The organism is Sorangium sp. So ce296 (assembly GCF_051529605.1).
In the GTDB taxonomy this organism is placed as follows: Bacteria; Myxococcota_A; Polyangia; order Polyangiales; family Polyangiaceae; genus Sorangium; species Sorangium cellulosum_D.
This window is the reverse complement of the sequence record NZ_CP150325.1, coordinates 2749011-2775292: the sequence shown is the minus strand read 5'-3', so window position 1 is coordinate 2775292 and position 26282 is coordinate 2749011. Positions and strand designations below refer to the sequence as shown.

The following is a 26282-nucleotide window of genomic DNA, read 5'->3' as shown; positions in this document are numbered from 1 at the left end:
CCTCGGGATGCAGCCGGTCTACGGGGTGAATGCCTCGCCGGTGACCGTCACCTCGGAGGCGCGCAGATAATTGATCGGCAGGTGGTCGGCAAACGAGATGCGGAGCGGAATGCGATGGATGATCGGGAGGTCGACCAGCATTTCCTGCAGGACCCACGACGTGATCCCCGTGAGCGCGGCGCCGAGGTTCGTGTACGCCTGCCCCATCGTCGCTCGACTCGGCACCCATCCTTCACCTTCCTTCGAGGTGTACAGCGAGCCGAAGTGCACGAAGGCGCCCGAGGTCCGCGCCGGCAGGCGCGGTACGGAATCACTGCGATAGACATGCCTGAAGAGTAATTTCCCGAGGTCTCGTTCGAACCTCTCCTTGAAGTCCTGGTGGCCGACCATCGGTTGCCCGTACGTGTACACGCCGCGCAGCTTGTCGCGGAGGCAGGCGAACTGAGGCTCCTCGAGCAGGAGCGCCGCCGTGATGACGGCGAGCGCGCCGCCCATGCTGTGCCCGGTGATATAGAGCGCCTCCAGCACATCCGGGCCGTCCTGCCTGGGCGGCCGGAGCGCTCCGTGCGAGGTGCCCGAGCTCCCCTCGACGCCGCGCGCGCCATCCTCCCTGTTCCACGGGTATTCCTCGCCGCAGCGACTCCAGATGGCTCTCTCCCGCGCGACCGCCTCGCAGATGGACCCACCCTTGCGGGCGCTCTCGAGCAAGACCCCGAGGGTGGTAGCGAGGATCCTGGCGCCGCGGAAGAAGCCGCCATGGACATGCCCTGAGGAAAAGAAGGGTTCCGGTCTGGAGCTGGCATTTGTGAACCACTGGATCGCGTTCCGGATATCCGCGCTGGGGAAACATAGGATGCACAGCCTCCGGTCCTCGCTCTGGACGAGATAGGCGGTCGTGTCCGTGAGGAGCGCCGGGTTGCTCGACGTGAGTCGTACCGTCTCGTTCCAGGTAATACCGATACGGCGATGCATCACCTTTGCGACCGTGTCCGCGTCGGAAGAAGCCCATATTGACGCTATGCCAAAGACGGAGGCGAGCAGGCTGTCATGCTCTCCTGGTTTTGCCTGGAGCATGTAGTCGACCGATGTGATGCCGCCCTCCACCGGAGGCTCCGCGGCGGGTTCATCCTCCTCTGTACCGGCGCCATGCTGGTAGCTCTTTCTCACCCGAACGGCTTCTAATTCCATGACGCTCCGTCACCGTATCTCAGGTCACAAGCGACCTCTCGTTCTTGTAGCTCGCTGGCATCACGGCGCCAGGCATCGGCTCGGCGGCACCGCCCAGGTGCAGCGTAGGGCATGGAGACCTTCCAACGTCTAGAACGCCGAACGGGTTGAAAATCATCTAATTCCAATTAGTTACGCAGCCTCCTGGATCAGCCGCTGAGCCGCCTCGAGATTCTGGATCGCTGCGGCGCGCCGGAGGTCGAACAGGTTTCTCCTGGCGCCGATGTAGCGCGCGCTGTGTCCTTTGCGTGCCGCGATGTGGGCAAGCGCATGCTCCACAGCTGTCCGCTGCCGGAGCACGGCGCGTCCTGGCCCGGTCTGCTGCAACTTCCGGAACTTGCCCTGCAGAGCTTCGTCCTCGGCGATGGACACGGTCCGCCCTCGCCCCGAGGCAGCTTGCGTGCACTTGGCTCGAAGGGGGCACGCGCCGCACTCCTCGGGATCGAACTCGACCGTGTCGCCCGGCTCGAACACCTCGACCTGTCCCGCTGGACACGTGATTGTCTTGGCGCGCGGGTCGATCTTGAAATCGCGCTTGCTGAACAAATCGGGGCTTCGAGCCCGCTGGCCCCAAGGCTTCGAGAACACCTGGCCACCCGCGCGGATCACGTCGTCAACGACGGGACTGTTTACGTAGGCGCGATCAATGTGGAGCTCGACGAGGCGCAGCCGCTGACGCTGGACGTCCTCGGCGATCGGTGCGGCACCCTCTTCTTCGGGCCGATTTGCAGGCGTGACCGCGCAGGCGACAATGACGGGAAGGTCAAGATCGCGTGCGATGTGTTCCTTGTAGCCGTCGAACCGCTTCGAGCGACTCTTGCGGCCGTGGCGCATCTCGGCGTCCTCGATCGAGACACGGCGGTCGGGCGCAACCCCTTGCCGGATGCGAACGGTCCCGTCCTCGGCGGTTTCCAGGTCCTGGTCTCCCACCTGTGTGAGCGCATCCAGATACATGCGCAGCGGCTGCTCGACGACGTCGTCCAGATGGCGGTCGACCCATTGCTGCAGTGACGAGACCTGCCGCTCCAGGATCTGAATCGCCGCTGCCTTCTGTTTCGGGTCGCTCCAGTCGAGATCGAGCCCGGCCTTGATGCTGGGAGCCAGAAGCAGCGGGATGCCCGCCTTGCGGCAGATCTCCTCACGCGGACGCTCCGTGATCTTTGACACGACGCGGACGATGCTGCGTGCAGCATGGCCGAGCAGGTTGATCGTGTCTTCAACCCGACCGGCCCCCGCTAAAGGGCGGCTATCGATGGCTACCCGCAGCGCTTTGGATACCGCGCGCCTCTCGCCCTCCGTCATCGCGCCGGACCGAACGAGCGCCACGGTCCGCTCCAGCAGCACCCGGTCCATCTCGTGCGCGACCATCCGCTCTCGGAACGCCTGTAGCGCGCCCTGCGAGAACGGCGGCGTGGCCGCACCCAGGCAGCCGAGCACCATCTGCCAGCGCAGGTCAACTACGGCCAGCTCCACCGCCTCGGCATCCGATGCGCCGACGTAGCCTTGGAGCAGCGTAACCATGCACATCAGCGCCGGCGGATGCGGCGGCTCACCTGCCCCCGTCGTCCGGTACATGCCCTCCAGCTGCTCCTGGAAGGTCTCATCGAACAGCTCGTGCCGGTGCAGCCTGAGAAAGCCGAACAGTGCTCTCACGCGTGTCAGCCGTTTCATCAGCGCCTGCTCCTGCCGCGACAGCTCCACCGGCGGCGACCATCGTTCCATCCGTGAACCTCCGGACGCGGACGAGATCATGGCCCGGGCGAGACGGTCGAGCCTTCCATCGAAGAGCGCAGAATTATCACAAAATCAACCTGATCGGTCCTCTAGAAGGGCACTTCCGGGATCGGGGCGCGATCCGGCTCCGGTGCTGTCGGCTGTGGCACGGGAGGCTTCTGGGCGGGATTGGGGACAGTCATCTGCGGAGCTCTGGGCCTGGCCGTCGATGACGGCCGTTGTGCTCTCGCGGCCGACGGCGGCGTCTCAGGCGGCGCCGTCGTGCTTCCGGCAACGCCCGTCGCCGGCGTCGCCGGGGCGGAGGGTGGCTTGCCAGGGGTCGTCAGCGTGTCGGGCAAGGACGGCGCTCCGGGGGACACCCTCGGCGGCGGCTCGGGCGACGTCGGCGGTTTCGCCGGCGTCCAGGCGGCGCTCCGCTCCGGCGCCGGCGCGGTCGCCGAGGAGACCTCCGCCCCCGCCTCGCCCCTGCCGCGCGCGCTGCCCGCTCCCACGGCGACCGTGATGCCGACGCCGAGGAGCGTCGTCGCGACGCCGAGCGCCAGCATCGCGCGCGCGGGCGTCTGCGGCCTTGCGTCTTGCGCCGTCGCCCCCGCCCCGGTCAGGGTCCCGGGCGTTGCCGCCCGGGGCGCCGACGGCGGCACGCGGAGCTCCACCGGCCGCAGCGGTATCGTCCCGCTCCTCCTCGGCTGGGACGAGGTCGGCATGCCGGAGCATGGCGGTTGCAGATCCGGGATCGACGGCGACGCCATGCCCGCGAGCCGGCGGAGCTCGCCGATCATCTCTCCGATCGACTGGAAGCGCTGCGCCCGCTCGCGGGCCAGCGCCCGCGCGAAGAAGGCATCCATCGCCGGCGGCAGGTCGGGCGCGAGCGTGGAGGCGCTCGGCACGGGCGCGACGAGGATGTTGGCGATCACGGCGCCGAGCTGATCCCCCTGGAACGGCAGCTCGCCCGTGACGGCGCAGAAGAGGATGACCCCGAGCGACCAGAGATCGCTGCGCTGGTCCACGTCCTTTTCGCCCCGGACTTGCTCCGGGCTCATGTAGTGAGGGGAGCCGAGCAGCTCGCCGGTGCGCGTCACCTCCTCCGTGAGATGAACGCCGGTCTCCTTGACGATGCCGAAGTCGAGGACCTTCACGATCTCTTCCTGCTCCTCCTCCGCGCGCGCGAGGAACAGGTTGGCCGGCTTGAGATCGCGGTGGACGAGGCCGGCCTCGTGCGCGCGGCGGATCGCCTTGCCGGCCTGCATGAGGATGAGCGTGGCGTCCGCGAGGGAGAGCCGGCCGACGCGCTCGAGCCGCGTGCCCAGGTCCTCGCCCTGGAGCAGCTCCATCACGAGGTACGGAGTGTCGTCGTCGACGCCGTAGTCCTGGACATAGACCACGTGTGGGCTCTTCAGGCTCGCGGCGATCCTGGCCTCGCGCTCGAAGCGGGCCAGGAACGTGGACGACGTCGCAAACGTCGGTGCCATGAACTTGACCGCGACGGGAGATCCCAAGTTGATGTGACGCGCCGCCCACACAGAGCCCATCCCGCCGGCCGAGAGCGGTCGCTCAAGACGGTACTTCCCACCAACGACGGAATCTGGGGCGTAATGCATGGCGATGGCGTCCTCCTGGCTGCCGAGGGAGGTGAGATGAGCCTACAGGATAGGAAAGGTGCCGGCCATGATGGGCCGGGAGATGGCGGAACGATCGTGCTTGCGCGCGCCACGTTCCGGGCGACTCCGCGCTTCCCATCGCCGTGGGCGGCTGGCGATCGCCCGAGCTCCCGCCCGGGCCGCCCGAGGCGGCCGTCTCGCCGGCTCGCACCCCCGCGACAGGCCTGGATCGAGATCAGGCGCGCGTCAGTCCCTAACGGTCCATCCTTGCTGTCAAAATTCAGCAATATCTGGCGCAGCAAACGTGCTCTGTCGAGCGCCGGAGCGCGATTGTCCCGCGAGCGCGGGGGGCGGTCGCCTACGCTGTGCGGATGAAAATCATCGTCTGGCTCACTCTGGGTCTCCTGTGCGCCGCGTGCGGTGGCGGCGGCGATCCGTCCGGCCCGGGAGGAGGCGGAGCCACCGCCGCGACCGCGGGCAGCGGCGGCGGCACGGGGGGCGGCGGCAGCACCGGCAGCGGCGATGCCGGCGGTGGCGGCGGTACCGGTGGCGCCGGGACCGGGGGCGACGCGGCCGGCGGAGCGGCGAGCGTCGGTCTCGCCGCTCCGGACGCGCTCTTCCTCCATCCGACGGAAGTGCAAGGCAACATGGTGCGGAACATCGCCGTCGCCGGGGCGGCCGACGGGGGCGCCTACGTGAGCGGCGCATCCTTTGGCGAGATCAGGCTGGGCGATCGGACGATCACCGATCTGGGCGCGTTTCTCGTCCGCCTCGATCGCGAGGGCGATCTCCTCTGGTCGGCGCCCATCGTAACGGCGCGGCAATCCGCGGTGACCGCCGTCACCGTCGACCGAGAGGGCAACGCGGTCTTCGCGGGCGAGCTCAATGGCGACGTCACGATCGGGAGCGAGACGCTGTCCGCCCCGACGGCCGATTCGGACGCGATGGTGGCCAAGCTCGGCCCCGCGGGCGACGTGCTCTGGGCGAGGCGCTTCGCGTCGGCGGCCACGGATCGCTGCCTCGCCATCGCGACCGACGCGACGGGCCATGTCTACGTGGGCGGCTATGTCGACGACGATATCGATTTCGGCGACGGCCTCCTGGAGGCGGATGGCGAGTCCCCCTTCCTCTTGAAGCTCGCGCCGAGCGGCGATGTCGCCTGGGCCAAGGTGTTCAACAACCCCGGCAGCACCGACAGCGCCGTGGCCGGCATCGCCGTCCACGAGGACGGCGACGTGTCGATCACGGGCTACGCCGACGGGCCGCTGACCATCGGCGGAACGGCGCTTACCTTGCCCGACGAGTCGACGATGATGGGCTTCATCGCCCGCTTCTCGAGCGCGGGGGAGGCCCGCTTCGCGCGGCGCTTCGGCGGGCCGGAGTTCGACATGGGCAACGAGATCGCCGTCGGCCAGGGCACGTTCCTCGCTGGCACGGTGAGCGGCGAGAGCGATGTGCTCGGGACGACGGTGGACGCGGACATCGAGGGGACGCCGTTCGTCGCGAAGCTCACCGAGAGCGGGACCGCCGAGTGGGTGATCACGCCGGAGCCGAGCGGCACGATGTATGGCCTCGCGCCCGACAGGGCGGGCGGCGTCTACGCGGCGGGTCGTTACGACGGTCTCGTCATCTTCAACTATACGCCGTTCGCGCTGCACGCACACGCGTCCTCCGAGGTCACGGCGCTCCAGCGCTACGCGTCGAGCGCCGGCTCCGCCCAGGGCATGGCGCTCACCCCCGACGGCACGCTCTGGGTGGCGGGCCTCTTCTACGGTTACATCGACATCGGATCGGGGACCGTCGAGTCGCCGAGCACGAGCGGCTTCGTCCTCCGCATCTCCCCTCCCTGAACCTCCCTCATGGCGGCACGCCGCGCGGCGGAGGCCGCGCCTCGACGGCCGCCCGCTCCCTGCGCGGAGTGCGCCTTATCGCGATCCCTGCGCGGGCCCGCCGCCCGAAGCGGCCGCGCGGGCCCAGGCGGCTGTCGCGCAGAGGCCGCGCTGGCGCAGCGCATCACGGCGGGCGCTCGCCGGTGCGCCATCGCAGCGGTGGAGATCGCGGCGCCCGAGCCCGGCGCGAGCTGTATCGACGCGCTCAAGTCCGGCGACTTCGTCTTCCATTACGCCCATCGCTCGCACGGCTCGCAGATCATCGTGGGCGCCGAGAGCATCGAGGCGGGTTCTCCCGTCCACGGCTTCGAGGCGGAGTATTGCGGCGTCCCGGCGGAGACCGGCGTCTTCCGGATGTGGGACGGGATGATCGACAACAACCTCGTCGTGGGCGAGCAGTACTGGGCGAGCGAGGCGGGCGTCGACGAGGTGCGCGCCATCCTGGGCGATCACCCGGAGATCCGGTATTCGATGTGGGCTTGGTCCTCGGAGATCGCCGAGCAGACCGAGCAGGACGTGCAGCGCTACCTCGACGTGCTCGACGCGCTCGGGCAGGAGTTCCCGGAGGTGACCTTCGTTTACATGACCGGGCCCGGCGACGCGGAGTACAACGGCGTGAACCGCGCGAAGCGCAACCAGCAGATCCGCGACTTCTGCCGGGAGCGCGGGAAGATCCTTTATGACTTCGAGGACCTCGACGTCCACTTCGGCGGCGAGCGGCACACCGCGATGGTGGACGGCGTCGAGATCCCGATGCAGCACCCGCGTTTCGACGTGGAGGCGTCCGGCAACGCGGAGTACGAGCACACCCACACGACGCAGGACAGCTGCGAGATCAAGGCCATGGCGTTCTGGCGCATGATGGCCGAGCTCGAGGGGTGCGCGCAGTGACGCCCGGGCCTCGCGCGCGGGCGCGCGCCGCCGGCCGGCCCCGGTGAGCCGCGCTGTCGTGCGCCCCGCGCGCCGGGCCGTCGCGCCGGGCCGCCGAGCCGCCGAGCCGCCAAGAGGGCGGCGCTCGGCGGCGGCGATCACCTCGCGAGCCTCTGTCTTTCCTGTCGGTGAACTCCCGGTTTCCGTCGGACGACTCTGCTGGATCGCGTCGCTCGCGCCTTGCGGGCGGCCTCGCGCCCATGCTACGCGCATCTCGCACGGGCACGCATCCCCGCGCCTCCGGCGCAGGGGCGACGCCTGGCAGCCGACCGGAGGCGGGCCATGGACAGCGCGATACCGCTCGGGAAGAAGCAGATCATCGACGGCCAGCTGCGGGTCTACTATTACGGCTACTGGATCAAGGCGTACGAGGCGCCGGCCGATACGCTGCTCGCGAAGAAGCGCCTCATCGAGGCGCTGACGCGGCGGCTGTTCAACCATGTCGAGCACGGCATCAACGTGCCGGGAAGGCGGCTGGACGAGGCGCGGCGCGCCTTCGAGTCCGAGGCCGATCCGCAGCGCAAGCGCGTCAAAGGCGCCATGCTCGCCGGCGCGATCTTCAACCGCGCGGCGGACATCTTCACCAAGCTGGTGGAGATCCAGGAGCTCGGCGTCACCATCGAGCCCGACAACGCCCTCATGCGCGAGTGCGGAGAGCACCTCCTCGAGGCGCTGACGCTCGGAAAGATGGTGCTCCACCGCAGCGGGGAGGAGGGGCTCGACGAGCTGTGGGGCGAGCCGTTCAAGGCGTTCTCCTTCCCGGTCGAGGCGTTCTACAACAGCCGGTACGTGAAGATCGCGCAGAGCATGAAGGCCATCGACGGCATCCGCGACGCGATGATCGACACCTTCGGGCCGCTGCCGATGTTCGCCGGGCTCGACCGCCTGGCCCGCGAGCTCGCGCACGCGGCCAAGGTCAAGTGCGAGACGCTGCGCACCGACGCCGAGATCTTCGAGGTCTGGACGTCGTTCGTCGTGTCGGCGGAGAGGCTCGCCGCCTTCCAGCCGGCGCTCGGCGCGGACGCCTCGCCCGCCGAGCGGGAGCAAGCGGCCCGCGGCGCCGAGCTGATCGTCCGCGGCAAGAACGTGATCTCGTACATCACGCGCGCCCGCGTGCCGATGCCCAAGACCACGAGCGAGCTCCTCGACCGGTACGAGCGCTACCGCGCCGCCTACGGGTACGGCGCCGCGCCCGCGTCCGGGCCCGCGCGCAGCGTCGCCTGACGCCGGCCGGGGCGCGGCGCGCTCACCCCGCCCCGGCCGCCGGGACGAGCTGGATCGCCTTCTCCGGGCAGGCGACGACGCAAAGGCCGCACGCCTGGCATTGCGCCGCGTTCGGCGTGAGCGCGGTCTTCCGGCCGTGGACGAGCGACTTGAGCTTGCCGAGGGGCGAGAGCGCCTCGAAATCGGCGCGCTCGATGCGCGCGATCTCGAAGACCTGGTAGGGGCACACCTCGACGCAATCGCCCTTCGCCTCGCACCGGTTCCGGTTCACCACGGGCCGGAAGGCGCCGGGCTCGGCCCGGCATTGCTCGCCCGGCCGGTCCGGGTGCGAGGCCGCGCGCCGCGCCTTCTCCTTGTTCAACGATCCTGCCATGTTCGTGCCTCGATTGGACTCGACTCGCCTCGCCGCGCGGCGCTCAGAAGCAGCTCGATCGGGCCTCGAAGCGCGCGGCGTAGTTCGCTCCGAGGTTGCTGTCCCAGAGGCCGTGGGACTCGGCGGCCACCTCGATGTCCCAGGCGTTCATGCGGCCGTATGTATCATAGGCCCAGAAGAAGAGGTCCTCCTCGACGGCGGTCGGCTCGTTGCAGACCCAGGTGCCGCTCGACGTGGGCGGGAGCGGCGCGCCGCCGCAGAGGCGCTGGCCCGCGTCGTCGGGCGGCGGCGAGCACCACGCGCAGTCGCGGGGCGCGTTGCTGACGAGGACGTAGGCGTCGCCGTGCGCGCCCGCGCTCGCCGGGAGGAAGGCGTCGCTGCCGTTCAGCCGGACATAGAGGTTGATCTCGTGATCGGGATAATAGGCGCGCAGGTAGCCGCGGTAGGCCACCGTCAGCCTGGCGGCGTCGGTCCGCACCGGATCCTGGATGAGCTCGAAGGGGCCGGTGTGCACCGTCGCGGTGGGCCCGCAATAATCGTAGCTCGGCGGGTAGTTGGAGGCGGCGCCGTCGCGGGGGACGGCGGAGAGCGCGAGCGCGAGCGGGAGAGCAGCGGCGAGCGTCTTGCGGAACATGCGTGGACCTCCGAGGGCGCGTCGGCGCCGCGGCGGCGCGCGGCGCGGGCGCGCGGCCCTGCCAAGGGGGCTACCAGCTCCTCCCACGCCGGTCAATGCGCCGCGGCCGGCTGGCCGCCGTCGCCGCCGAGCTTGCCGATGACCAGAGGCCCGAGTCGCCCAGGGACATATCGATTGGACGGGCGGCCCGGTCATCGGCGCGCCGTGTCCCATTCGGGGCTGCTCAGGAAATAGGTATCGTAGAGCTCCTGCACGTCGCGCAAGGTCTCGGGCGGCTCCTCGCCGCGGGCGATGCGCGTGAGCTTGCGGAAGTACTCGAAGCGCTCGACGCCTGGGGTGATGACGATCAAGAGCTCGGCGCTCTTGCCGCGGGCGGCAGCGAACGCGTGGGCGACCCGGGGCGGGACCACGAGGAGGTCGCCCTTGTCGGCCGTCACGATGTCGCTCCCCGAGAGGACCTGCACGGCGCCGTCGAGCACGTAGAACATCTCGGCCGAGCCGTCGTGGCGGTGCGGCCGCGCGCCGTCAGCGTCCTTCGCGAGCGTCACACGCACGGTGGAGAGGGCTCCGCCCGTCGCGCTGCTGTCCGCGAGGAGCTGGACCCGCGCGGTGGGGGCGCCGACGACCTCGGCGTCGGCGCCCCGGACGACGACCGACCGATCGAAGCCACGCTGGATGATCGACATGCCGTCCAGTGAAGCACCCCGGGAGGGAGCGTTCACCTGGAAAGAAGGCGCGCGGAGCGCTCCAGCAGGCTGCGGCGTGGAGGCGGTCGAAGTGGCTCGTTCAGGAGATGGACGGGTCGCGCAAGGGAGCGCCCGTCCCCCGGGACGAGCGGCGGTTCACGGGGCGCTCGGGCCGGGCGCGGCGCCATTTCCTGCGGCCATGCACGTCTTGAGGCCCTCCTGCAGGTTGCGCAGCGTGACGATCCGTTCGAGGTCCAGGCCGAGCGAGACGACGGTCTGCGCCACCGCGGCGCGGATGCCGGTCACCACCACGCGGGCGCCGAGGAGCTCCACCGCGCGCACGATGCGGATCAGGTGATCGGCGGTGCCCGTGTCCACGGCGTCGACCGCGGTCAGGTCCAGGATGACGTGGCGTGTCTGGCTGTCGACGATCGCGCCGAGCAGCCGCTCCATCAGCGCGGACGCGCGCTGGCTGTCGAGACCCCCCATGACGGGCACGGTGAGCACGCCGTCCCACACCTGGATGATCGGCGCGACCATGGTGGAGAGCGCCGTCTCCTGCTGATCGATGAGCTGCAGCTTCTCGCGCAGCGCGAGCTCGGTCCGCTCCCGCTCGGCGACCTCCTTCTTGAGCGTGGCCAGCGCGACCGCGAGGTCCGAGCTCGTGGCCCGATCGGTCTCGAGGAGCGCGGCCAGGCGGGCCTCGACGGTCTCGTCGGTCGGACGGACGACGAACTCGTCGTACTCCGCGCCCTGCGTCACGAACGCGGTCTGCTCGGCCCAGCAAGGGACCCCGAACAGGCGCTCGGTGATGCCGGCCAGCTTGCCGGCCGTCATCGAGCTCCCCCAGACGACCCCGAGCGCGCGCTGGTAGATGGACTCCCAGTTGTTGAAGGTGCGATACCGGGCCTCACGGCGCTCGCGGTCGACCGCGACGAGCTCCCATCGCCCCCAGCCGGCCGGGCTGCAGATCTCGCTGAGCCGACCGAAGCCCTCCTCGAACGTCGGTTGCGTGTTGATGATGGCCCAGTCGCCATCGACGCTCTGCCGTCCGCCGAGCTGGAGACACAGATTGAAGCGCTCGACCCCCACCATCGCCACCATGCCCGACATCAGGCCGGCCACCGAGCTCGGGATCCACATGCTCAGGGTGGGCATTCCAGCCCACAAGTTGATGCCGTCTTTCAGGTTCCATTCGATGTCGAAGCCGGCGATCGTGATTCGGGGGGTTGTCATAGGCTCGCGGTCAGCGTGATTGGGCGCGGAGCCGAGGCGCCGCGTGCGCTGCGACCCCACCCCGCAGGTGCTCCTTGCCTCACGCGCGCCGGAGCGGCAAGCCCGAGCGCAATCGCGCATCGCGTCGGCGCCGGGGACCGTTCCGAGCGCGCGCAGGCGTCGTGCCCCGGCGCGGGCGGTGCCGTCGCGAGGCGCGCGGGACCGGGACCGCAACCTGGGTCGGGCCGCGGGACCGCAACCCGGGTCGGGTCGCGGGACCGCAACCCGGGTCGGCGCGCGGGTACCCCGACCTGGGTCGAATCGCGCCTCACGCGGTGAGCGCCGACGGACCGGCGTTGTGCGCGGCCCCCCGACACGTCGTTGTCTGTTGTCGTGGAATGTTTCCGTTGACGCTGAGGTGCGCGCCTCTGTATCACCGCACCATGAGGTCCGCTTCGATTCTCTTGGCGACTCTCTCTATCGGCCTCTCGCCGCTCTCCGCCAGCGCGCTGATCACGCAGCCGAACGGCACCATCATGCCGCTCGACTCGAGGAACGGCGAGGTCCAGCTCTATACGCTGTTCGAACGTCGGGGCGAGGCGATCGACTACCAGGCTGATGGGAACACCGCGCCGTCCACCTTCTCGCCGCTCTGCGGCTTCACGGCGGAGCTCGTGCTCACCCAGACCGGGGCGCGCCTCGGCGTCGGCTGGTACAACGTCGACCCCGCCGCCACGGCGCCGCCGGCGCTCGACGACATCCACCCGATCGTCCCCGTCGGCGCCCCCGTCGGCACCATCGTCACCGCCGCGGACATCCGGAGCGATCCCGACTATGCGGGCGGCCAGATCGGCTTTGCGCTCATCGGCGCGCAGACGCACTACTCCGAGCAGCAGTGGAATCAGGTGTGCACGGGCTGCATCCCGCCCGGCCCCTGGGTCACGGCCGTCATCTACACCTCGGTGGTCACGCCCAACGCGTTCTACGTCGCCTTCGAGGACGGCAGCGTCGGCCCAGACCCCGACGACTTCAACAACGACGGCGACTACAACGACTACGTCTACTTCTTCAGCGGACTCACCTGCACCGGCGGCGGCGAGCCGTGCGACACCGGGCTGCCCGGCGTGTGCGCGCCGGGGGTGACCCAGTGCGCGGCGGACGGGCTCACCTGCCAGGGGCTCGTGCCCGCGTCGCAGGAGACCTGCGACGGGCTCGACAACGACTGCAACGGCACCGCCGACGAGGGCGATCTCTGCCCCGCGGATCACGTCTGCGACCGGGGCGTGTGCGTGCAGGCGTGCGGCAGGGGCGAGTTCGTGTGCCCGCCGGAGAAGGAGTGCAACGCCGCGGGGTTCTGTGTCGATCCGGCCTGCGCCGACGTCGTCTGCGACGCGGGGCAGGTGTGCGCCGGCGGGCAGTGCCGCGCGGCGTGCGATGGAGTGCAGTGCCCCTTCCCGACGGTGTGCCGGGTCGGCGTCTGTGTCGACCCGTGCAGCAACGTGACCTGCGAGGAAGGCACGGTTTGCGACGGCGGCGTGTGCAAGCCGAGCTGTCCGTGCACGCCGTGCCCGAGCGGGCGCGCGTGCGAGGAGGAGAGCGGGCTTTGCAGGGAGTCGGCCTGCGTCGGCGTCGCGTGTCCGCCCGGCCAGCGCTGCGACGCCGGGGCGTGCGTGGACGCGTGCGCCGGAGCGGTGTGCCCGAGCGGGCAGACCTGCGCCGGCGGCGCCTGCGTGGACGCCGCGAGCGCGACCGCGACCAGCGGGCCCACCGGCTCGACGGGCGCGAGCCTGGACTCCGGCGCGGGCGGCGGGGTCACGGATCCGGCCGGCAGCGGCGGTACGGGCGGCAGCGGCGGCGCTGGCGGCGCCGGGGGCGCTGGCGGGGCCGGCGCGGATGGCGCCGGCGCGGACGGCGGCTGCGGCTGCCTCGTGGCCGGCGCGCGGGGCTCGCGCGGGGCGCCGCTCGCGGCGATTGCGCTGGCGCTGGCCGGCGTGGTCCGCCGGCGGCGCCGCAACGCCTCTGCGAAGGCCGGGCTCGCCTGCCTGTGAACCGCGCGCTCCTTGGCTCAGCGCGCTTCCGGGGTCGAGCTCCCGGAGCTCTGGGCCTTGCTGGACGTGGCGCTCACCGGCGATATGCGCGATTGCACGGAGCCCCGCACCCCAGGTGAGGAGGGGCGTTATCCCGTGACCGGCGCCGCTGGCACCCTGTCGTGGGAGCCCGAGCCGAACACCGGCATCCCGTGCGTCATCGACATGGACATCACGGTCACGCTCGACGGCGAGCCCGCGACGGAGCGCTTCCAGGCGACCGGCGTGGTCGTCGACACCACGGGCCTGTAGCGTGCGCCGGTCGGGCCGCCGGGCCGCTGGCGGGGAGCGAGGCCGCCGGCGCCGGAACCGGCGCAGGCGTCGCTAATCCGAGATGTCCTGGCTGATGACGACGACCGGCGAGGGCGCCATCGTGTACTCGTCCCCCTCGGCGCTGATGACCAGATCGAAGCTCGTCCTGGAGATGCTCGCGCCGAAGAGCTCGCCCCGCTGCATCACGGCGTCGTAGCTCAGCTCGCCGACGCGGCGCCAGTCGTCGCCCTCCGGCCTCGCCCAGGCCACGAACGACGTGCCCCCGAACCGATCGGGCGGTGGGAGGCGCTCGACCTTCAGGTTGAGCTGCGTCGTCGACGTGCCGCGATCGACGTCGGCCACGATGAGCGCGTTCGCGTCCGGAGCCATCGACGTCCCCGGGGACACATAGCGCAGCGAGCCGCCGCAGCCCGCGAGCGCGGCGCTCGCGAGCAGCGCAGCGGCCAGCACGAACCGTATCGAGCGAACCTCTCTCATGCGAACTTCTCCTTGCTGCCTGTGATCCGAACCACGGCACCTCGCGGGCGCGCACTCACCCATCCCCGCCCGCGTTTCAAAATTACAGCACATGAGCAGCGCTTGCCAATACCCGCGCGGGCGGCGCAGAGACCCGCCACCGAGGGCTGATCGCGGTGCTCGGGACGTCGACGCTGCCGCAGCCGGCAGGCTCCGGTCACGGCGTGGGCTTGCGGCCTTCCGGCGGCGCCGCAGGGGCCTCGGCGCCCGCGCCCGCGCCTGCGTCGGCGCCCGCGCCTGCGTCGGCGCCCGCGCCGGCTGCGGCCCTCGCGACGCCGGCCGCGATGCCCTCCCAGTGGCTGCCCTTCCACAGGACCTTGCCGCAGCGCTCGCAGCGCCAGAACTCGTCGTAGCGATCCACCACCACCCCGGGCACCGCGCCGCGCACCGTGTCCTTCGGCGCGGCCGCGAGCGCGCCGCCGCACGCCATGCACCGCGGATCCCGCACGGGCAGCCCGAGCTCGCGCAGCACGAAGCCCGCCTGTTCCATCGGCCGCAGCCCGCGGGGCACGTAGAGCCCGCGCACGGCCGCGGTGCGCAGCGGGCGCCGCTCGAACACCCCCGCGTCGGAGCTCAACAGCACCCGGCCGGTCTGCTGCGCGAGCCGCACGAGATCGCCGTCGTCGATTCCGTGCTCGAACGTCGCGTCGTACCCCGCGCCGCGCAGCCAGCGCGACAGGCCGCCGAGCATCGCGTCGCACAGGAAGCGCGGCGCCGCCGCCCCGCCCGGGGCCGCATGCGCCTCGCCCGGCGCCGGCTCCGCGCCCTCCGGGGCCGCGCCCGCCCCGCCGCCCGCCTCACCCACGAGCACGCCCCATGTGCTCAGGATGGCGCCGGGCCCGCGGCCGGCAAGGGCGCCGGCCGCGAAATCCCCACGCTCCCCTCGCGCGCTGGTACCGTCGCGGTACGGTCAAGCGATCGTGGAGGAGTCGATGTCGACGAAGAGTGCGAGGTGCCTCGGCGCGGCTGCCGCGCTCGCCGCGCTGGCGACCGCGCAGCAGGCCTCGGCCTACTGCCGCTCGAACACCTGCAAGGTCTCGGAGCTCTGCCTGCAGGACGACCTGCCGGTCGGCTATTGCAGGCCGCTCCGCTGGACGAGCAACTGCATCGGATTCAACGTCCAGGAGGACGCGTCGGGCGAGATCTCCTACCAGGAGATCTCCGACGTGCTCGATGCCGCGTTCAGGACATGGCAGGAAGCGCCCTGCGACGGGGGAAGGCCCCCCGGCATCCGCGTGCAGAACCTCGGGCCCGTGAGCTGCGGCGCGGTGGAGCTGAACGCGCGCGACGGCAAGACGAGGATCGTCGACGGGCTCGTGCCGGGCAACGCCAACGTGGTCGTCTTCCGCGATATGGACTGGCTCGCGACCGCCGGGCACAGGTCCGAGATGCTCGCGCTCACGACGGTGCAGTTCGACAAGAACACCGGTGATCTCTGGGGCGCCGACATGGAGATCAACACCGATCTCTACGACTTCACCGTCGGGGACGACTCCGCGGCGCCGAGGGAGGATCTCCTCGCCGTCGTCACGCACGAGGCCGGCCATTTCCTGGGCCTCGATCACACCCTGGCCGGCCCGGAGGCGACCATGCACGACCGGTACGACAGGTCGGATCCGATGAACTTCCGGACGCTGCACGCGGACGACATCGCGGGCATCTGCCAGATCTACCCCCCTCGGGATCTCTCCACGGAGGAGTGCAACCCCATCCCACCTCACGGGTTCTCGTCGGAGTGCGCGGACGACCAGCTGGTCGCCTGCGGCGTGGCGCCGCCCGGCGCCGGCGGCTCGGGGTGGAGCGTCCCGCTCGCCGCCGCCGCGCTCGGCGCCGCCGCCTGGCTCCGCGCCGGCGCGCGCGGCCGGCGCGAGCGGCCCCGGCGGGGGCGCCCCGCCGCCGGCGAGCGCGGCGCGCCGTCCGTCGGCTGACGGGCGCACGGGCGCACGGGCGCGCGGCGCTAGCCCGACGCGCCGCCGGGGCTGCGGCGGGAGAGCGCGTAGGCGACGCCCCGCTCCAGCGTCCCCTTCGTGACGATGCCCCCGAGATCCGTCGCGGCGCCGACGAGCGCCTGGGCCACGCCCCGGAGCGGCAGGTACGTCACCTCGAGCCAGCAGCGGCGGCGCTTCCCCGCCGCGCCGTCCCCGGGGATCTCGTACGGGGTGGCCGGGAGCGTGGCCAACTCGCCGGCGACCGCGCGCAGGAATGGACCGGTGAACCCCTGCGTCACGGCCTCGGGGTCCTGGAGGAGGTTGAACTTGTCGACCACGTGCTCCCGCGAGACGTTGAACCACGTACGGCAGGCCTCGTTGATCGTGGCCAGCAGCCCGTCGGCGCGGTAGACGAAGATCGGCATCGGCAGCAGATCGAAGAGCGCCTCGAACGGCACGCGGGGCCCGCTCGCGGAGGGCTGCGCGTCGGGCGACGGCGCCGCGGCGCCGAGCCGGCGCTCCAGCTCTTCGATGCGGGCGCGCAGGCGCGCGTTCTCGGCCCTCATCTCCTCGTCGCCCCCCTCCGTGATCATGGTCGTCTCCATGGCTCTACGCTGCCCTGGGGCGCTCCACGCGGAGCTCGGTCCAGGGAGAGGTCAGCTCGGCCAGGGTGCGGTAGGCGAGCGCGGCGGCGCCGACGAAGAACAGCGCGAGCGCCGCCGGGCCGACGCCGATGCCGCCGGCGGGGTCGACGCCGATGCCGCCGGCGAGGCCGAGGTCGCGGAGGACGCTCGCGTGGAACGCCCGGAAGAGGCCGACGTGCAGCGCCGCGAGCGCCGCGCCGAGCGCGAGCGCCCAGGCGCGGTGGAAGCGCGCGCGCCGCGCGTGGTGGGCGATGACCGTGTCCGAGGAGACGGAGAGATTGCCGTACGTGGGCGCCCGGAGCACCCAGGCCTTCGCGGCGTCGCGGTACCCCTTGCCGGCGGCGCTCGGGTCGATCTCGCGGCGCACCGAGCCGGCGATGTAGATGGTGTCGCCCGGGCGGACCTCGGACACGTAGACGGGCACGCCGTCGCGGTTCGCGGGGACGAAGGTCGTGTCGAGGTTCAGCCGGCCGCGCACCGGCTCGACGCGCAGCGCGGCGCCCGAGGGGAGCCGGAGCGAGAACGCGCGCGCCCGGGTGTGCCACGCGCCCGGCGCGATCTCGACCGCGATCACCGCGTCGTCCGGCGCGGCGTCCTCGGCGGCGACCTCGCCGCGGAGCAGGGCGAACCCCTCGCGCATCGCCTCGGGCGGGGCCGAAGGGCTCCGCGCGTACGCGGCGACCTGCGAGCGGCGCTGGTGGTGCAGCCAGCGCGCGATCGCGATCGCGACCGCGGCGCCCAGCGCCACCCCGGCGACGCCGTAGACGATGAAGAGGCTGGCGACGAACCCCATTGCGTGAGAGTAAACGCGCGGCCCGAGGGCGTCGAGGTGGGCTGTTCGCTGCGCCGGGCGGGGGTGCCGGGCTGCATGTCGAGGCGGGCTGCTTGCTGAAGCGAGCTCCGCGGCCACGAAACTCGATCTCCCTCTCGACGCCCTCGGCGCGTCCACGCTGCCGCTGGGCGGCGTCGCGGCCCGCCTCGCCGATGTGGAGCTGCCCGAGGTCCACTTCCGTCCCTCGGCTGCCGCGTCCCACGCCGCTGTCGAGCTATCTCGCCACGACATCCGCATGATGATCATAGCCTCCCGAGGACCCAGTGGTCTCCTACGGGGACAGGTTCGAAGCTGGCGTCGTCAGCCCCGGCGCGGGAGGGGTCGTCCCGGGCGTCCACCGCCGGGGGACGCAAGGGGAGCTTCACGACGAACGTTGCTCCGGCGTTCGGCTTGCTCTCCACCTGGACGGTTCCGCCATGCGAGGCCACGATCCAGCGTACCAGATAGAGCCCGAGGCCGAGGCCGCCGAAGTTCCGCACCGACACCGCGCGCTCGAAGCGATTGAAGATCCTGGCCTGATCCTCCTCTGCTATCCCGATTCCCTGATCTCGGACGATGATGAGCGCCGAGTCCGCCTCCCTGCGCACGCCCACGTGGATGGGCCGATGCGTGCCGTACTTCATGGCGTTCGACAGGAGGTTGAGCAGGACCTGCTCCAAGCGGGACTTATCCCAGTATCCCACCACCGGCTCGTCGATCTCGAGCTCTGCCCGGCAGCCGGCCGCCGCGAGCTGCGGGCCCGCCCGCTCGACGATCTCGCGGGCCAGGCAGGAGAGCTCGACTGGCTCACGCGCGAGCGTCATTCGCCCGGCGTTCAGCCTCGAGACATCGAGCAGCTCGTCCACCAGATGCCCGAGCCGCGCGCTCTGCCGATTGAGGACCTGGAGCATGGTCTTGAGCCGTGACGGATTGAAGCTCGCGGACGGGTCGTGGCGCAAGTGCCGCTCCACCCGCTGAACCTGCATTTGCAGGGACGTCAGCGGGGTCTTGAGCTCATGAGAGGCGATCATGAGGAATTCGTCGCGCCGCCCGATCGCCTCCTGGGCGATTGCGTACAGCCGGGCGTTGTCGAGCGCGAGCGCCGCGCGGCGCCCCAGCTCCTCAGCCAGCGCCAGGTCGGCGGGACCGTAACGACGCTGCGGCGCGGTCGCGAGCAGGAACATGATCCCAAGGCACCGATCTCGCGCGCGGAGCGGAACGCGAAGGTAGGCGTGGGCGCCGAGATGCTGCATGAGCGGCATGGCGCGGGCGTCGCCGATCACGGGCTCGATCGGCATCGCCGCCGCGGAGTAGATCAGCGTCTCACGCAGCGCCTCCACCGCTTCGATCTCTTCGAGGCGCACCCCTGACGCGGCGGCGCCGAAGGCCGCGTTGTCCTCGGGGAGGACGCTGACGACGCACTGGTCGCAGAGCTCGGGCACCGCGAGAGCGGCCACGCTCTCGAGCGTGGCGTCGTAGCCCAGCGCCATCAGCTTGCGGCTCGCCTCGGCCAGAAAGCGCTGGGCCCGCTCGCCCTGCTTGCGCTCGGTGATGTCGGTGGCGATACCGCAGAGCGCGCGTGGCGCGGCGCCTCCGCCGAGCGGGAACTTGACCGACAGGAAGGTATGCTGCCCATCGGCGAGCGGCAGCTCCTCCTCCCATTCCATCGGGGTACCCGCCTCGAGCACCTTCCGGTCGTGGTCACGAATGGTCTCCGCGATCGGAGCGGGAAGGATGTCCGCGTCGGTCTTTCCGAGGAGCTGCTCGCTGGGCAGGCGCAGCAGGTCGCGCACGTGCCGATTGGCGAGCAGGAAGCGGCCCTCGCGGTCCTTGAGGTAGATGGCCGCCGCCGAGTTGTCGACGATGCCTTGGAGGGTCTCTTGACTGGCCTTGAGCTCCTGCTCCGCCCGCCGTCGTTCGGTGTTCTCCTCCTCGAGATCGGAGTAGAGCATGGCATTCTCCAGCGAGATCGCCGTCTGCGAGGCGAGCAGCTCGAGCACGTTGAGCCGCGCGGGGGAGAACACCCCGGTGACCAGGTTGTTCTCGAGGTAGAGGATGCCGAGCAGCCGGGTCTGGCGCGCGATGGGGAGGCATAGCAAGGACCTCGGCCGCCTGCGCGTGAAGTACTCGTCCTCCTGGAACGGGTGCGGGGCGGTGGCGTCGTCGAGCAGCACGCGCTCGCGGCTCCGGCGAACATAGTTGAGGACCGATCGCGGGAGCGCCGCCGTCGACTCCTCGCACAGATGGAGCAATCGCACCGTCCCCCCGCTCCCTTGGATCGCGGCCGCGGTCGACAGACGCTCGTCCCGGACGAGGAGCACGTACCCATCGTCGGCGCCTGCGTGCTCGACCACGATGCGCAGCAACGTCTCGAGCAGCCGCGGCAACTTCAGCTCCCCGGAGATGCTCTGAGAGGCCTTGACCACCGACAAGAGATCGAGCTGCTCGGCCCGCAGCGCGAAGGTGACGGTGGGGGCGATCGGCTTGCGCTCCACGAGGTGGGGGTAGCGCTGGTCGAGCTGCTCCACCTTGGCATGGGCGCCCCAGCGAAGGTAGCCGGCGCGGGCCATCTGCAGGTAGGCGTCGGCGGAGATGGGAAGGCCGCGCGCGCGGCAATATCGCGCAGCGAGCTCGCAGGCGATGGCCTCGTGCTGGACGAAGCCGTGCTCCCGCGCCGACAAAATGGCTTGCTCGTAGAGCCGGCTCGCCTCGGAATCCTGCCCCACCAGCCGGGCGATCTCCGCGCGCACCAGGGCGTGCTTGTGGAGGAAGTTCTCGGGGCAGTTGTCCGCCCACACGCCGAGCTGCCTCTCGCCCGCGAGGAGGCCGTCGGGGAGCTCCAGCGGCGTCGACGGGGACTCATCGCAGACGGCGGCGAGCGCGAGCGTGCGATAGAAGACGTATTCGACGATCAACGGGCCCATCCCGAACCGCCACGCTTGCTCGGCGCTCGCGATGGTCGTCGCCGCGACCGCCTCCTCGGGGCACCCGAGCACGAATAGCGCCTGTGCTTTCATGATGTAGTAGAAGCAGTGAGCCCCCTCCAGGTCTTTGGAGTCCAGGCGCTTCTCGAAGCCCTCCTGATTCAGCGCCGATCCGTCCAATATCGAAACGTGGACTGGTCTCCCTCGCAGCGTCTGGATCATGCAATGGGTGCCGAGGAGGATGTCGTGTGAGAACGCGTGACGGGCTCTGCGCACGAAGTTGAGTCGATCTTCGACCTCATGAAGGACGTCCTCCAGCGGCTCACCACAGGAGAGCGGGAATAAGGGGGCAAACTGGCAGTTGCTGCATGCCAGATGCAGATCGCCGGATTCGATCGCGGCATCGAAGCCGATGTGCGCATAGAAAGGAGCCTCCCGGTAGTGCCGTCGCCAGAAGATGAGATGGTTTCCGAATATGGTAAATACGAAGGACTTCGTGACGAGGCTGCTCCCGTCTGCGAGGCGGCAGGCGAGCTCGCCGAAGCGGTAAGCCTCCTTGTATTTCCAGGACCTCCGGCCGATCTCCACGGCGAAGCTGCTGTACGCGTGGGCGGAGCTCTCGGCGTTGCCGTAGCGCAGGCTGAGCTCGATCCTGCGCACGGCGACGAGGTACATCAGGTTCGGGTCTACAAAGTACGCGGCGAGGGCCACTCCTCGCAGGACGCCCATCGCGACCTTGATCTCCGGGTGCGTCATGGGGGGTAGATGGAGGAGATCCTCGATCGCCCGGTCCCCCAGCATCTGCCACACGTGCTCGGTCTCTTCTTCGACTTCGGCGTCGGTGGGATGGAGTGGTAGATCGATGCCGAAGGCGCGGAGGCACCCGAGCCCGAGCTCCAGCGCGCGGGCGCTCCGTCTGCTGGTCACATGGAAGCCGACCGCGAGCTCGACGACCGCGGCCCTCTCGAGCTCGGTCCGCGCCCGACACATCAGCTCGTCCAAGAGCGGCCCAGCGACTTCGAAGCTGCCGGTGACGTACGCAGCGTGCGCCCGCTCGAAGGTCAGGCCGTAGGTCAGCTCGTACTCCGTCTCCCAGCGGTCCGGCCCGAGCAATGCCATGCCCGCGTCGAAGAGGGCAGCCGCGCCGTGGAACGCCGCCGCAGCCTTGGCCTTCCTGCCGGCGCGGAGGTTCAGCGCGGCGAGCTCGTCCCGCTCCGCCTGGGAGCGGATGAGCGCCGCGCCGCGGTTCAGGTGACCGACGACGTCGAAGAGCATCTCCTCACGCTCTTCCGCGCGCTGGCGCTGGAGCAGCAGCCAGCCGATCCTGAGGTGCATCTCGGCGCGCTGTCCCGCCGGGATCAACGCGTAGGCGGCTTGCTGCACCCGGTCGTGGAGGAACCTATAGGTCCCGCCCTGGCGAACGATCAACCCCTCCTGTACGGCCTCTTCGAGCGCCTCGCGCAGCTCTGCCGCCGGGCGCTGCGCGACCACCGCGAGGGTGTCGAGGTCCAGGCGACTGCCCAGGCAGGCGGCGAGCTTCAGCGCGTCCAGCGCCGGGACCGAGAGCCGCTTCAGCTTCCCCGCCATCAGCTCGACGACGTTATCGGTGAAGCCCTTGTCGCGGATCGCGGCGATGTCCCACCGCCACGAGCCAGCCTCCGCATCGAGGGCGATGAGCCCCTCTCGATGCAGCGCGATCAAGAACTGGAGCACGAAGAACGGGTTGCCACCCGTCTTCTCGTAGATCAGCCGCGCGAGGGGCGCGACCTGCTCCGCGCTCTCGTGGACCGCCTCGGCCACGAGCGCCGCAACATCAGCGGCCGAGAGCGGAGCGAGGACGATGTCGGCGACGGCGGCGCCGCGCTTCTTCGCCTCGGCCAGCATGCGCTGCAACGGGTGCGCGAGGCCGACCTCGTTGTCGCGGTAGGCGCCGAGCAGGAGCAGGTGCGCGGTCTCGGTGTAAGTCACGAGCTGCTCGACGAGCGCCAAGCTGGCCGCGTCGGCCCACTGCAAATCGTCGAGGAAGAGCACGACGGGGTGCTCTCTCTGGGCAGTCGCCGCGACGAAGCGCTGGACCGTCGCGAGTAACCGGCTCTGGGCCTCGCTCGCAGGAAGCTCGGGCATGGGCGCTTGCGGACCCACGAGCTGCTCGATCTCGGGGAGCACGTCGGCGAGCAGCCGGCCATTCGGGCCAAGGGCCTCCCGCAGACGCTGCCGGAAGCGCTCGACCTGCTCCTCGCTCGCGGACAGGATCTCCTGCAAGAGATGCCTGAATGCCTGGACAAAAGGAAGGTACGGTACATTCCTGTTGTATTGATCGCACTTGCCGGAGAGGAAAAACCCCCGCTCCCGCACGACCGGGCTGTGCAACTCGGCCACGAGCGACGATTTGCCGATGCCGGAGTAACCCGACACGAGCACGAGCTCCGGCCGGCCCTGCGCTACCACCCGCTCGAAAGCGGCGTACAGCGCCTCGACCTCGCGCTCGCGTCCATAGAGCCTCTGCGGGACCTGGAAGCGGTCAGAACGATCGCGCACCCCGAGCGCAAACGTATGGATGACCCCGCTCGCCCGCCACCGGGCGAAGCACGCGTCCAGGTCGTACCGCAGGCCGAGCGCGCTCTGGTAACGCTCGTCGGCGGCTTTTTCCAGCAGCTTGAGCACGACGGCGGACAGCTGCGGAGGAACGGAGGGTACGATCGCGTGGGGCGGGAGCGGCGTTCGGGCGATATGGCAATGCACCCATTCCAGGGGATCGCGCGCCTCGAAGGGCAGGCGGCCCGTGAGCATCTGGTAGAACGTGACCCCGAGGGAGTACAGGTCGGTCCGCTCGTCGATCCAGCGGTTCATTCGGCCCGTCTGCTCCGGGGCCATATATGCTAGCGTCCCCTCGATGAGGCCGGCATGGGTGAGGTTTTCGGACTCGCGGGGTGCTCGGGAGGCGATCCCGAAATCGGTGATTTTGAGCTCGCCGGTATCGGGGTTGTAGAGCAGGTTTTCTGGCTTGATGTCCTTGTGGATGATGTGATGCCGATGCAGCTCGGCGAGCGCTGAGGTAATGCGGAGGGCGAGGGGGAAGAAGCGCTCGAGCGGCATCGGCTCGTCGAGGGGCTGATCGAGCGAGCGGCCCCCGAAGTCCTCCAGGACCAGCGCCGCCTGGCCGTGGAACGCATCGATCGCGTAAGGCTTGAGGACGGAGGGAGCGTCGAGCGCGCGGGCGATCTCGTATTCGTGGTACAGCCGTCCGTGCGCGCGGGGATCGGTGTGGTCGCGTCGCAGGACCTTGAGCACTACCGGCCGGTCGTCTTCTTTGCGACGCGCTCGGAAGACGAGGGTATCTGCCCCTTCATGGAGAATCTTGAGCCGGACATAATCTGAATTTCTGGTCATGGGAGAGCCTTTGAGGATCCTCGGGCTGCTTCAGCGTGACGGACGCCAAATCCATAGAGTTTCCGGGCACGGTTGCACATCGCGCAGCGGTGCCGCAGGCGGGCAGCCGTCGACTGTCAACGGTCGGTGTCAACGGTCGGGGCGCTGAGCTGGGTGCGGGCGAGCTAACGAGCGCGCCGGCAGCCCGGGCGATGATCCGGCCGTGCGCCTCGCGGCCTCGCCCAGAGCGTGCTGGCGAGCTCCGGGATAGATGCGCACGGTCGTCATGGTCGGCCTTGCACGCCGAACGCCATGCCATCGCCGCCCGTCTCGCGCAGCGTCGATATCGAAGCTCGTCTGCTCCGTCGAGCCCCGTGCACGCGCTCACTCGACGTGCTAGAGGACTTGCGTGGATCTCCCTCGGCCGCGGCGGTACCAACTCATGCTCGTCGAGCGGGATACCGGGATCGTTCTCAACCAGGCGGGGCACAAGCACCTGCGCGGCCAACCAGCCTACCGGCCCGCGTTCGACTCCTTGGCCGATGCGCTCGCGCTCAAGGATGACCTGCTCGTCCTGTTTCCATGGGCTGAGGTCGTACTCACTGATTCCGAGGCAGATCCGTCGACTCGAACGTGCACGTTCTATCCGAGCTCACGAGCCGAGGCCGAGTTCAGAAGGCTGAAGCAGCAGTACTTCGCGTACCGTTTCGCGTCGCCTTTGCGACGCGTATTCATGTCCCTGCCGCTTGATCCGTGGAGCCCCACTTCGTACTGGCCGCTGCGCTCGCGGGGCGCGTTCCCGGATGTAACAGCGGATTGATGGCTACGTTGGCACAGAGGGCCTCGACCTGCGTGGCTCGAGATCGATTGACAGGAATGTGCGGCGCCTTGCTTCCTGGACAGCCCCGTGGCACCCTCGAGGGCCCGGATGCGCCATTCCTCGAACAGTTTGCGACACGCCGTCCGAAAGCCCATGGAGAGACCGCACGGGTCGAGCGATTTGGCTCCGAGGGCCCGCGCGACGTCCATTGACGTCCATGCACGGGCAGCCAAGCGCGGCGCCCCGCTGCACCCCGTGGGGTCCATCAACGCGATCCGACTCTCCCCCTTCGTGCGGTACGCCTTGCGCACCGGCTGGTCCGAGGGCGCGCTCCTCGACCTGTGCGCGCGCCACGGCGTCAGTCGCGCCGCGGTCGACAGCATCACGGCCCGCGCCCCGCAGGACGGCGCCTTCGCGCTCGTCGAGGAGATCTGCGCCGCCAGCGACGACGACAACCTCGGCCTCCACCTCGCGCTCGAGGCGAACCCGAGCATCGGCATCCTCGGCGTCCTCGGGATGAGCCTCACGAACGTCCGCGAGGCGCTCGAGATCTGCACCGACTATCTTCACCGCTTCAACCCGAAGCCGTCGACGACCAGGTTTTGCGTGGACGAGAACGGCCTGCTCCACATCCGCGTCGGCCCCGAGCCGCCGGAGCCGGCGTGGCCGCGCCATTTCGCCGAGACGATCATCACCGCCGCCCTCCTGACGCTGCGCCGCTTCACGGGCGCGCAGATCAAGGCCCGCTGGGTGAGCTTCCGCCACGCGGCGCCCGTCGGCGTCACCGAGCACGCAGCGCTCTTCGGGACGACCGACCTGCGCTTCCGAGCGCCGACGACCGAGCTCGTCCTCCCGGCGTACGCGCTCGATCTCCCGCACTGCAACGCAGATCCAGCCCTGGCGGCGTACATGCGCAGCCAGGTGGATGCGCTGCTCGAGGCGACGGGAGGCGTCGATCTCGCTGGCGCGGTCCGGCGATGCCTGCGCGATGCGCTCGAGCAGGGCGCCAAGCCGTCGATCGGCCACGTGGCGCGCAGCTTCAAGATGACGAGCCGCACGTTGCAGCGGCGCCTCGCCGAGGCTGGCGTCCAGTTCACCGCCCTCCTCGATCAGGTCCGCTGCGAGTGGGCCATCGCGCTCCTCCAGCGCCCCGACGGCCGCCTCAAGGACGTCGCCGAGCGCGTCGGCTTCTCGGACGTGCGCTCTCTCCGCCGCGCGTTGAAGCGGCGAACCGGCCGGACGCCCTCGGAGCTCCTGCGGCACGATCGCGAGGACGCCGGCTCGTGAGCGCCGCTCCCGTCGCCGCCCGCGCGCCTGGGGCGCGCAGGCTGCGCTCCGCGCCGAGCGCTGGGTCTTAGCGCCTCGAGGCGAGCGCGAGTCGGCGGCGCCCGGACCGACTG

General features: G+C 70.3%; 20 protein-coding genes. 8 read left to right on the top strand and 12 right to left on the bottom strand.

What is annotated here, in order from left to right:
* Positions 1 to 18: 18 nt before the first annotated feature.
* From WME98_RS10530 to WME98_RS10520, 3 genes are all read right to left on the bottom strand, one after another.
* Positions 19 to 1167, bottom strand: coding sequence for a lipase family protein (locus WME98_RS10530; protein WP_437951218.1), 1149 nt, complete (start codon positions 1165 to 1167; stop codon positions 19 to 21).
* 192 nt (positions 1168 to 1359) lie between these two features.
* Positions 1360 to 2949 carry an IS1182 family transposase gene (locus WME98_RS10525; protein WP_437949443.1) on the bottom strand — a complete coding sequence of 530 codons (1590 nt, stop codon included), beginning with the start codon at positions 2947 to 2949 and terminating at the stop codon, positions 1360 to 1362.
* Between the two features lie 101 nt (positions 2950 to 3050).
* The gene (locus WME98_RS10520; protein WP_437951217.1) at positions 3051 to 4559 is read right to left on the bottom strand and encodes a protein kinase domain-containing protein; all 1509 of its coding nucleotides are present in this window, start codon (positions 4557 to 4559) and stop codon (positions 3051 to 3053) included.
* A 371-nt stretch (positions 4560 to 4930) separates the two neighbouring features.
* Between WME98_RS10520 and WME98_RS10515 the strand changes: the two genes are divergently transcribed.
* The 3 genes from WME98_RS10515 (at position 4931) to WME98_RS10505 (ending at position 8602) form a co-directional block, all read left to right on the top strand.
* Positions 4931 to 6409, top strand: coding sequence for a hypothetical protein (locus WME98_RS10515; RefSeq protein WP_437951216.1), 1479 nt, complete (start codon positions 4931 to 4933; stop codon positions 6407 to 6409).
* Between the two features lie 198 nt (positions 6410 to 6607).
* Positions 6608 to 7339 carry a hypothetical protein gene (locus WME98_RS10510; protein ID WP_437951215.1) on the top strand — a complete coding sequence of 244 codons (732 nt, stop codon included), beginning with the start codon at positions 6608 to 6610 and terminating at the stop codon, positions 7337 to 7339.
* 321 nt (positions 7340 to 7660) lie between these two features.
* Positions 7661 to 8602, top strand: a complete 942-nt coding sequence (locus WME98_RS10505) for a hypothetical protein (RefSeq protein ID WP_061628974.1) — start codon at positions 7661 to 7663, stop codon at positions 8600 to 8602.
* Positions 8603 to 8624: 22 nt separating this feature from the next.
* On the opposite strand, the gene WME98_RS10500 is transcribed toward WME98_RS10505, so the two are convergent.
* From WME98_RS10500 to WME98_RS10485, 4 genes are all read right to left on the bottom strand, one after another.
* Positions 8625 to 8975, bottom strand: a complete 351-nt coding sequence (locus WME98_RS10500; protein WP_437333251.1) for a 4Fe-4S binding protein — start codon at positions 8973 to 8975, stop codon at positions 8625 to 8627.
* A gap of 43 nt (positions 8976 to 9018) precedes the next feature.
* Positions 9019 to 9609: a hypothetical protein gene (locus WME98_RS10495; RefSeq protein ID WP_437951214.1), complete on the bottom strand. Its 591-nt coding sequence runs from the start codon at positions 9607 to 9609 to the stop codon at positions 9019 to 9021.
* Positions 9610 to 9800: 191 nt separating this feature from the next.
* Positions 9801 to 10295, bottom strand: coding sequence for a cupin domain-containing protein (locus WME98_RS10490; protein WP_437951213.1), 495 nt, complete (start codon positions 10293 to 10295; stop codon positions 9801 to 9803).
* A 156-nt stretch (positions 10296 to 10451) separates the two neighbouring features.
* Positions 10452 to 11531: an STAS domain-containing protein gene (locus WME98_RS10485; protein WP_437951212.1), complete on the bottom strand. Its 1080-nt coding sequence runs from the start codon at positions 11529 to 11531 to the stop codon at positions 10452 to 10454.
* A 443-nt stretch (positions 11532 to 11974) separates the two neighbouring features.
* Here WME98_RS10485 and WME98_RS10480 point away from each other — a divergent pair, with 443 nt between their 5' ends.
* A complete protein-coding gene (locus tag WME98_RS10480) occupies positions 11975 to 13558 on the top strand; it encodes a MopE-related protein (RefSeq protein ID WP_437951211.1) in 1584 nt (527 codons plus the stop codon).
* Between the two features lie 12 nt (positions 13559 to 13570).
* The gene (locus WME98_RS10475; RefSeq protein ID WP_437951210.1) at positions 13571 to 13849 is read left to right on the top strand and encodes a hypothetical protein; all 279 of its coding nucleotides are present in this window, start codon (positions 13571 to 13573) and stop codon (positions 13847 to 13849) included.
* 72 nt (positions 13850 to 13921) lie between these two features.
* Here WME98_RS10475 and WME98_RS10470 read toward each other — a convergent pair whose 3' ends face one another.
* On the bottom strand, positions 13922 to 14347 hold the full coding sequence (locus tag WME98_RS10470) for a hypothetical protein (protein WP_437333245.1): 426 nt from the start codon (positions 14345 to 14347) through the stop codon (positions 13922 to 13924).
* A gap of 196 nt (positions 14348 to 14543) precedes the next feature.
* Positions 14544 to 15197 carry a Mut7-C RNAse domain-containing protein gene (locus WME98_RS10465; RefSeq protein ID WP_437951209.1) on the bottom strand — a complete coding sequence of 218 codons (654 nt, stop codon included), beginning with the start codon at positions 15195 to 15197 and terminating at the stop codon, positions 14544 to 14546.
* A 121-nt stretch (positions 15198 to 15318) separates the two neighbouring features.
* Between WME98_RS10465 and WME98_RS10460 the strand changes: the two genes are divergently transcribed.
* A complete protein-coding gene (locus WME98_RS10460; protein ID WP_437951208.1) occupies positions 15319 to 16314 on the top strand; it encodes a matrixin family metalloprotease in 996 nt (331 codons plus the stop codon).
* Between the two features lie 29 nt (positions 16315 to 16343).
* Here the strand turns inward: WME98_RS10460 and WME98_RS10455 are convergent, their stop codons facing one another.
* The 3 genes from WME98_RS10455 to WME98_RS10445 all read right to left on the bottom strand — a co-directional run bounded on the left by WME98_RS10455 (position 16344) and on the right by WME98_RS10445 (position 24083).
* Positions 16344 to 16907, bottom strand: a complete 564-nt coding sequence (locus tag WME98_RS10455; protein WP_437951207.1) for a hypothetical protein — start codon at positions 16905 to 16907, stop codon at positions 16344 to 16346.
* 16 nt (positions 16908 to 16923) lie between these two features.
* Positions 16924 to 17751: a hypothetical protein gene (locus WME98_RS10450; RefSeq protein WP_437951206.1), complete on the bottom strand. Its 828-nt coding sequence runs from the start codon at positions 17749 to 17751 to the stop codon at positions 16924 to 16926.
* Between the two features lie 281 nt (positions 17752 to 18032).
* Positions 18033 to 24083: an AAA family ATPase gene (locus WME98_RS10445; protein WP_437951205.1), complete on the bottom strand. Its 6051-nt coding sequence runs from the start codon at positions 24081 to 24083 to the stop codon at positions 18033 to 18035.
* Positions 24084 to 24504: 421 nt separating this feature from the next.
* On the opposite strand from WME98_RS10445, the gene WME98_RS10440 reads away from it, so the two are divergent.
* Together WME98_RS10440 and WME98_RS10435 are read left to right on the top strand one after the other, a co-directional pair.
* The gene (locus tag WME98_RS10440; protein ID WP_437951204.1) at positions 24505 to 24882 is read left to right on the top strand and encodes a hypothetical protein; all 378 of its coding nucleotides are present in this window, start codon (positions 24505 to 24507) and stop codon (positions 24880 to 24882) included.
* 255 nt (positions 24883 to 25137) lie between these two features.
* Positions 25138 to 26169, top strand: coding sequence for an AraC family transcriptional regulator ligand-binding domain-containing protein (locus tag WME98_RS10435; protein WP_437951203.1), 1032 nt, complete (start codon positions 25138 to 25140; stop codon positions 26167 to 26169).
* The last annotated feature ends 113 nt before the right edge of the window (positions 26170 to 26282 follow it).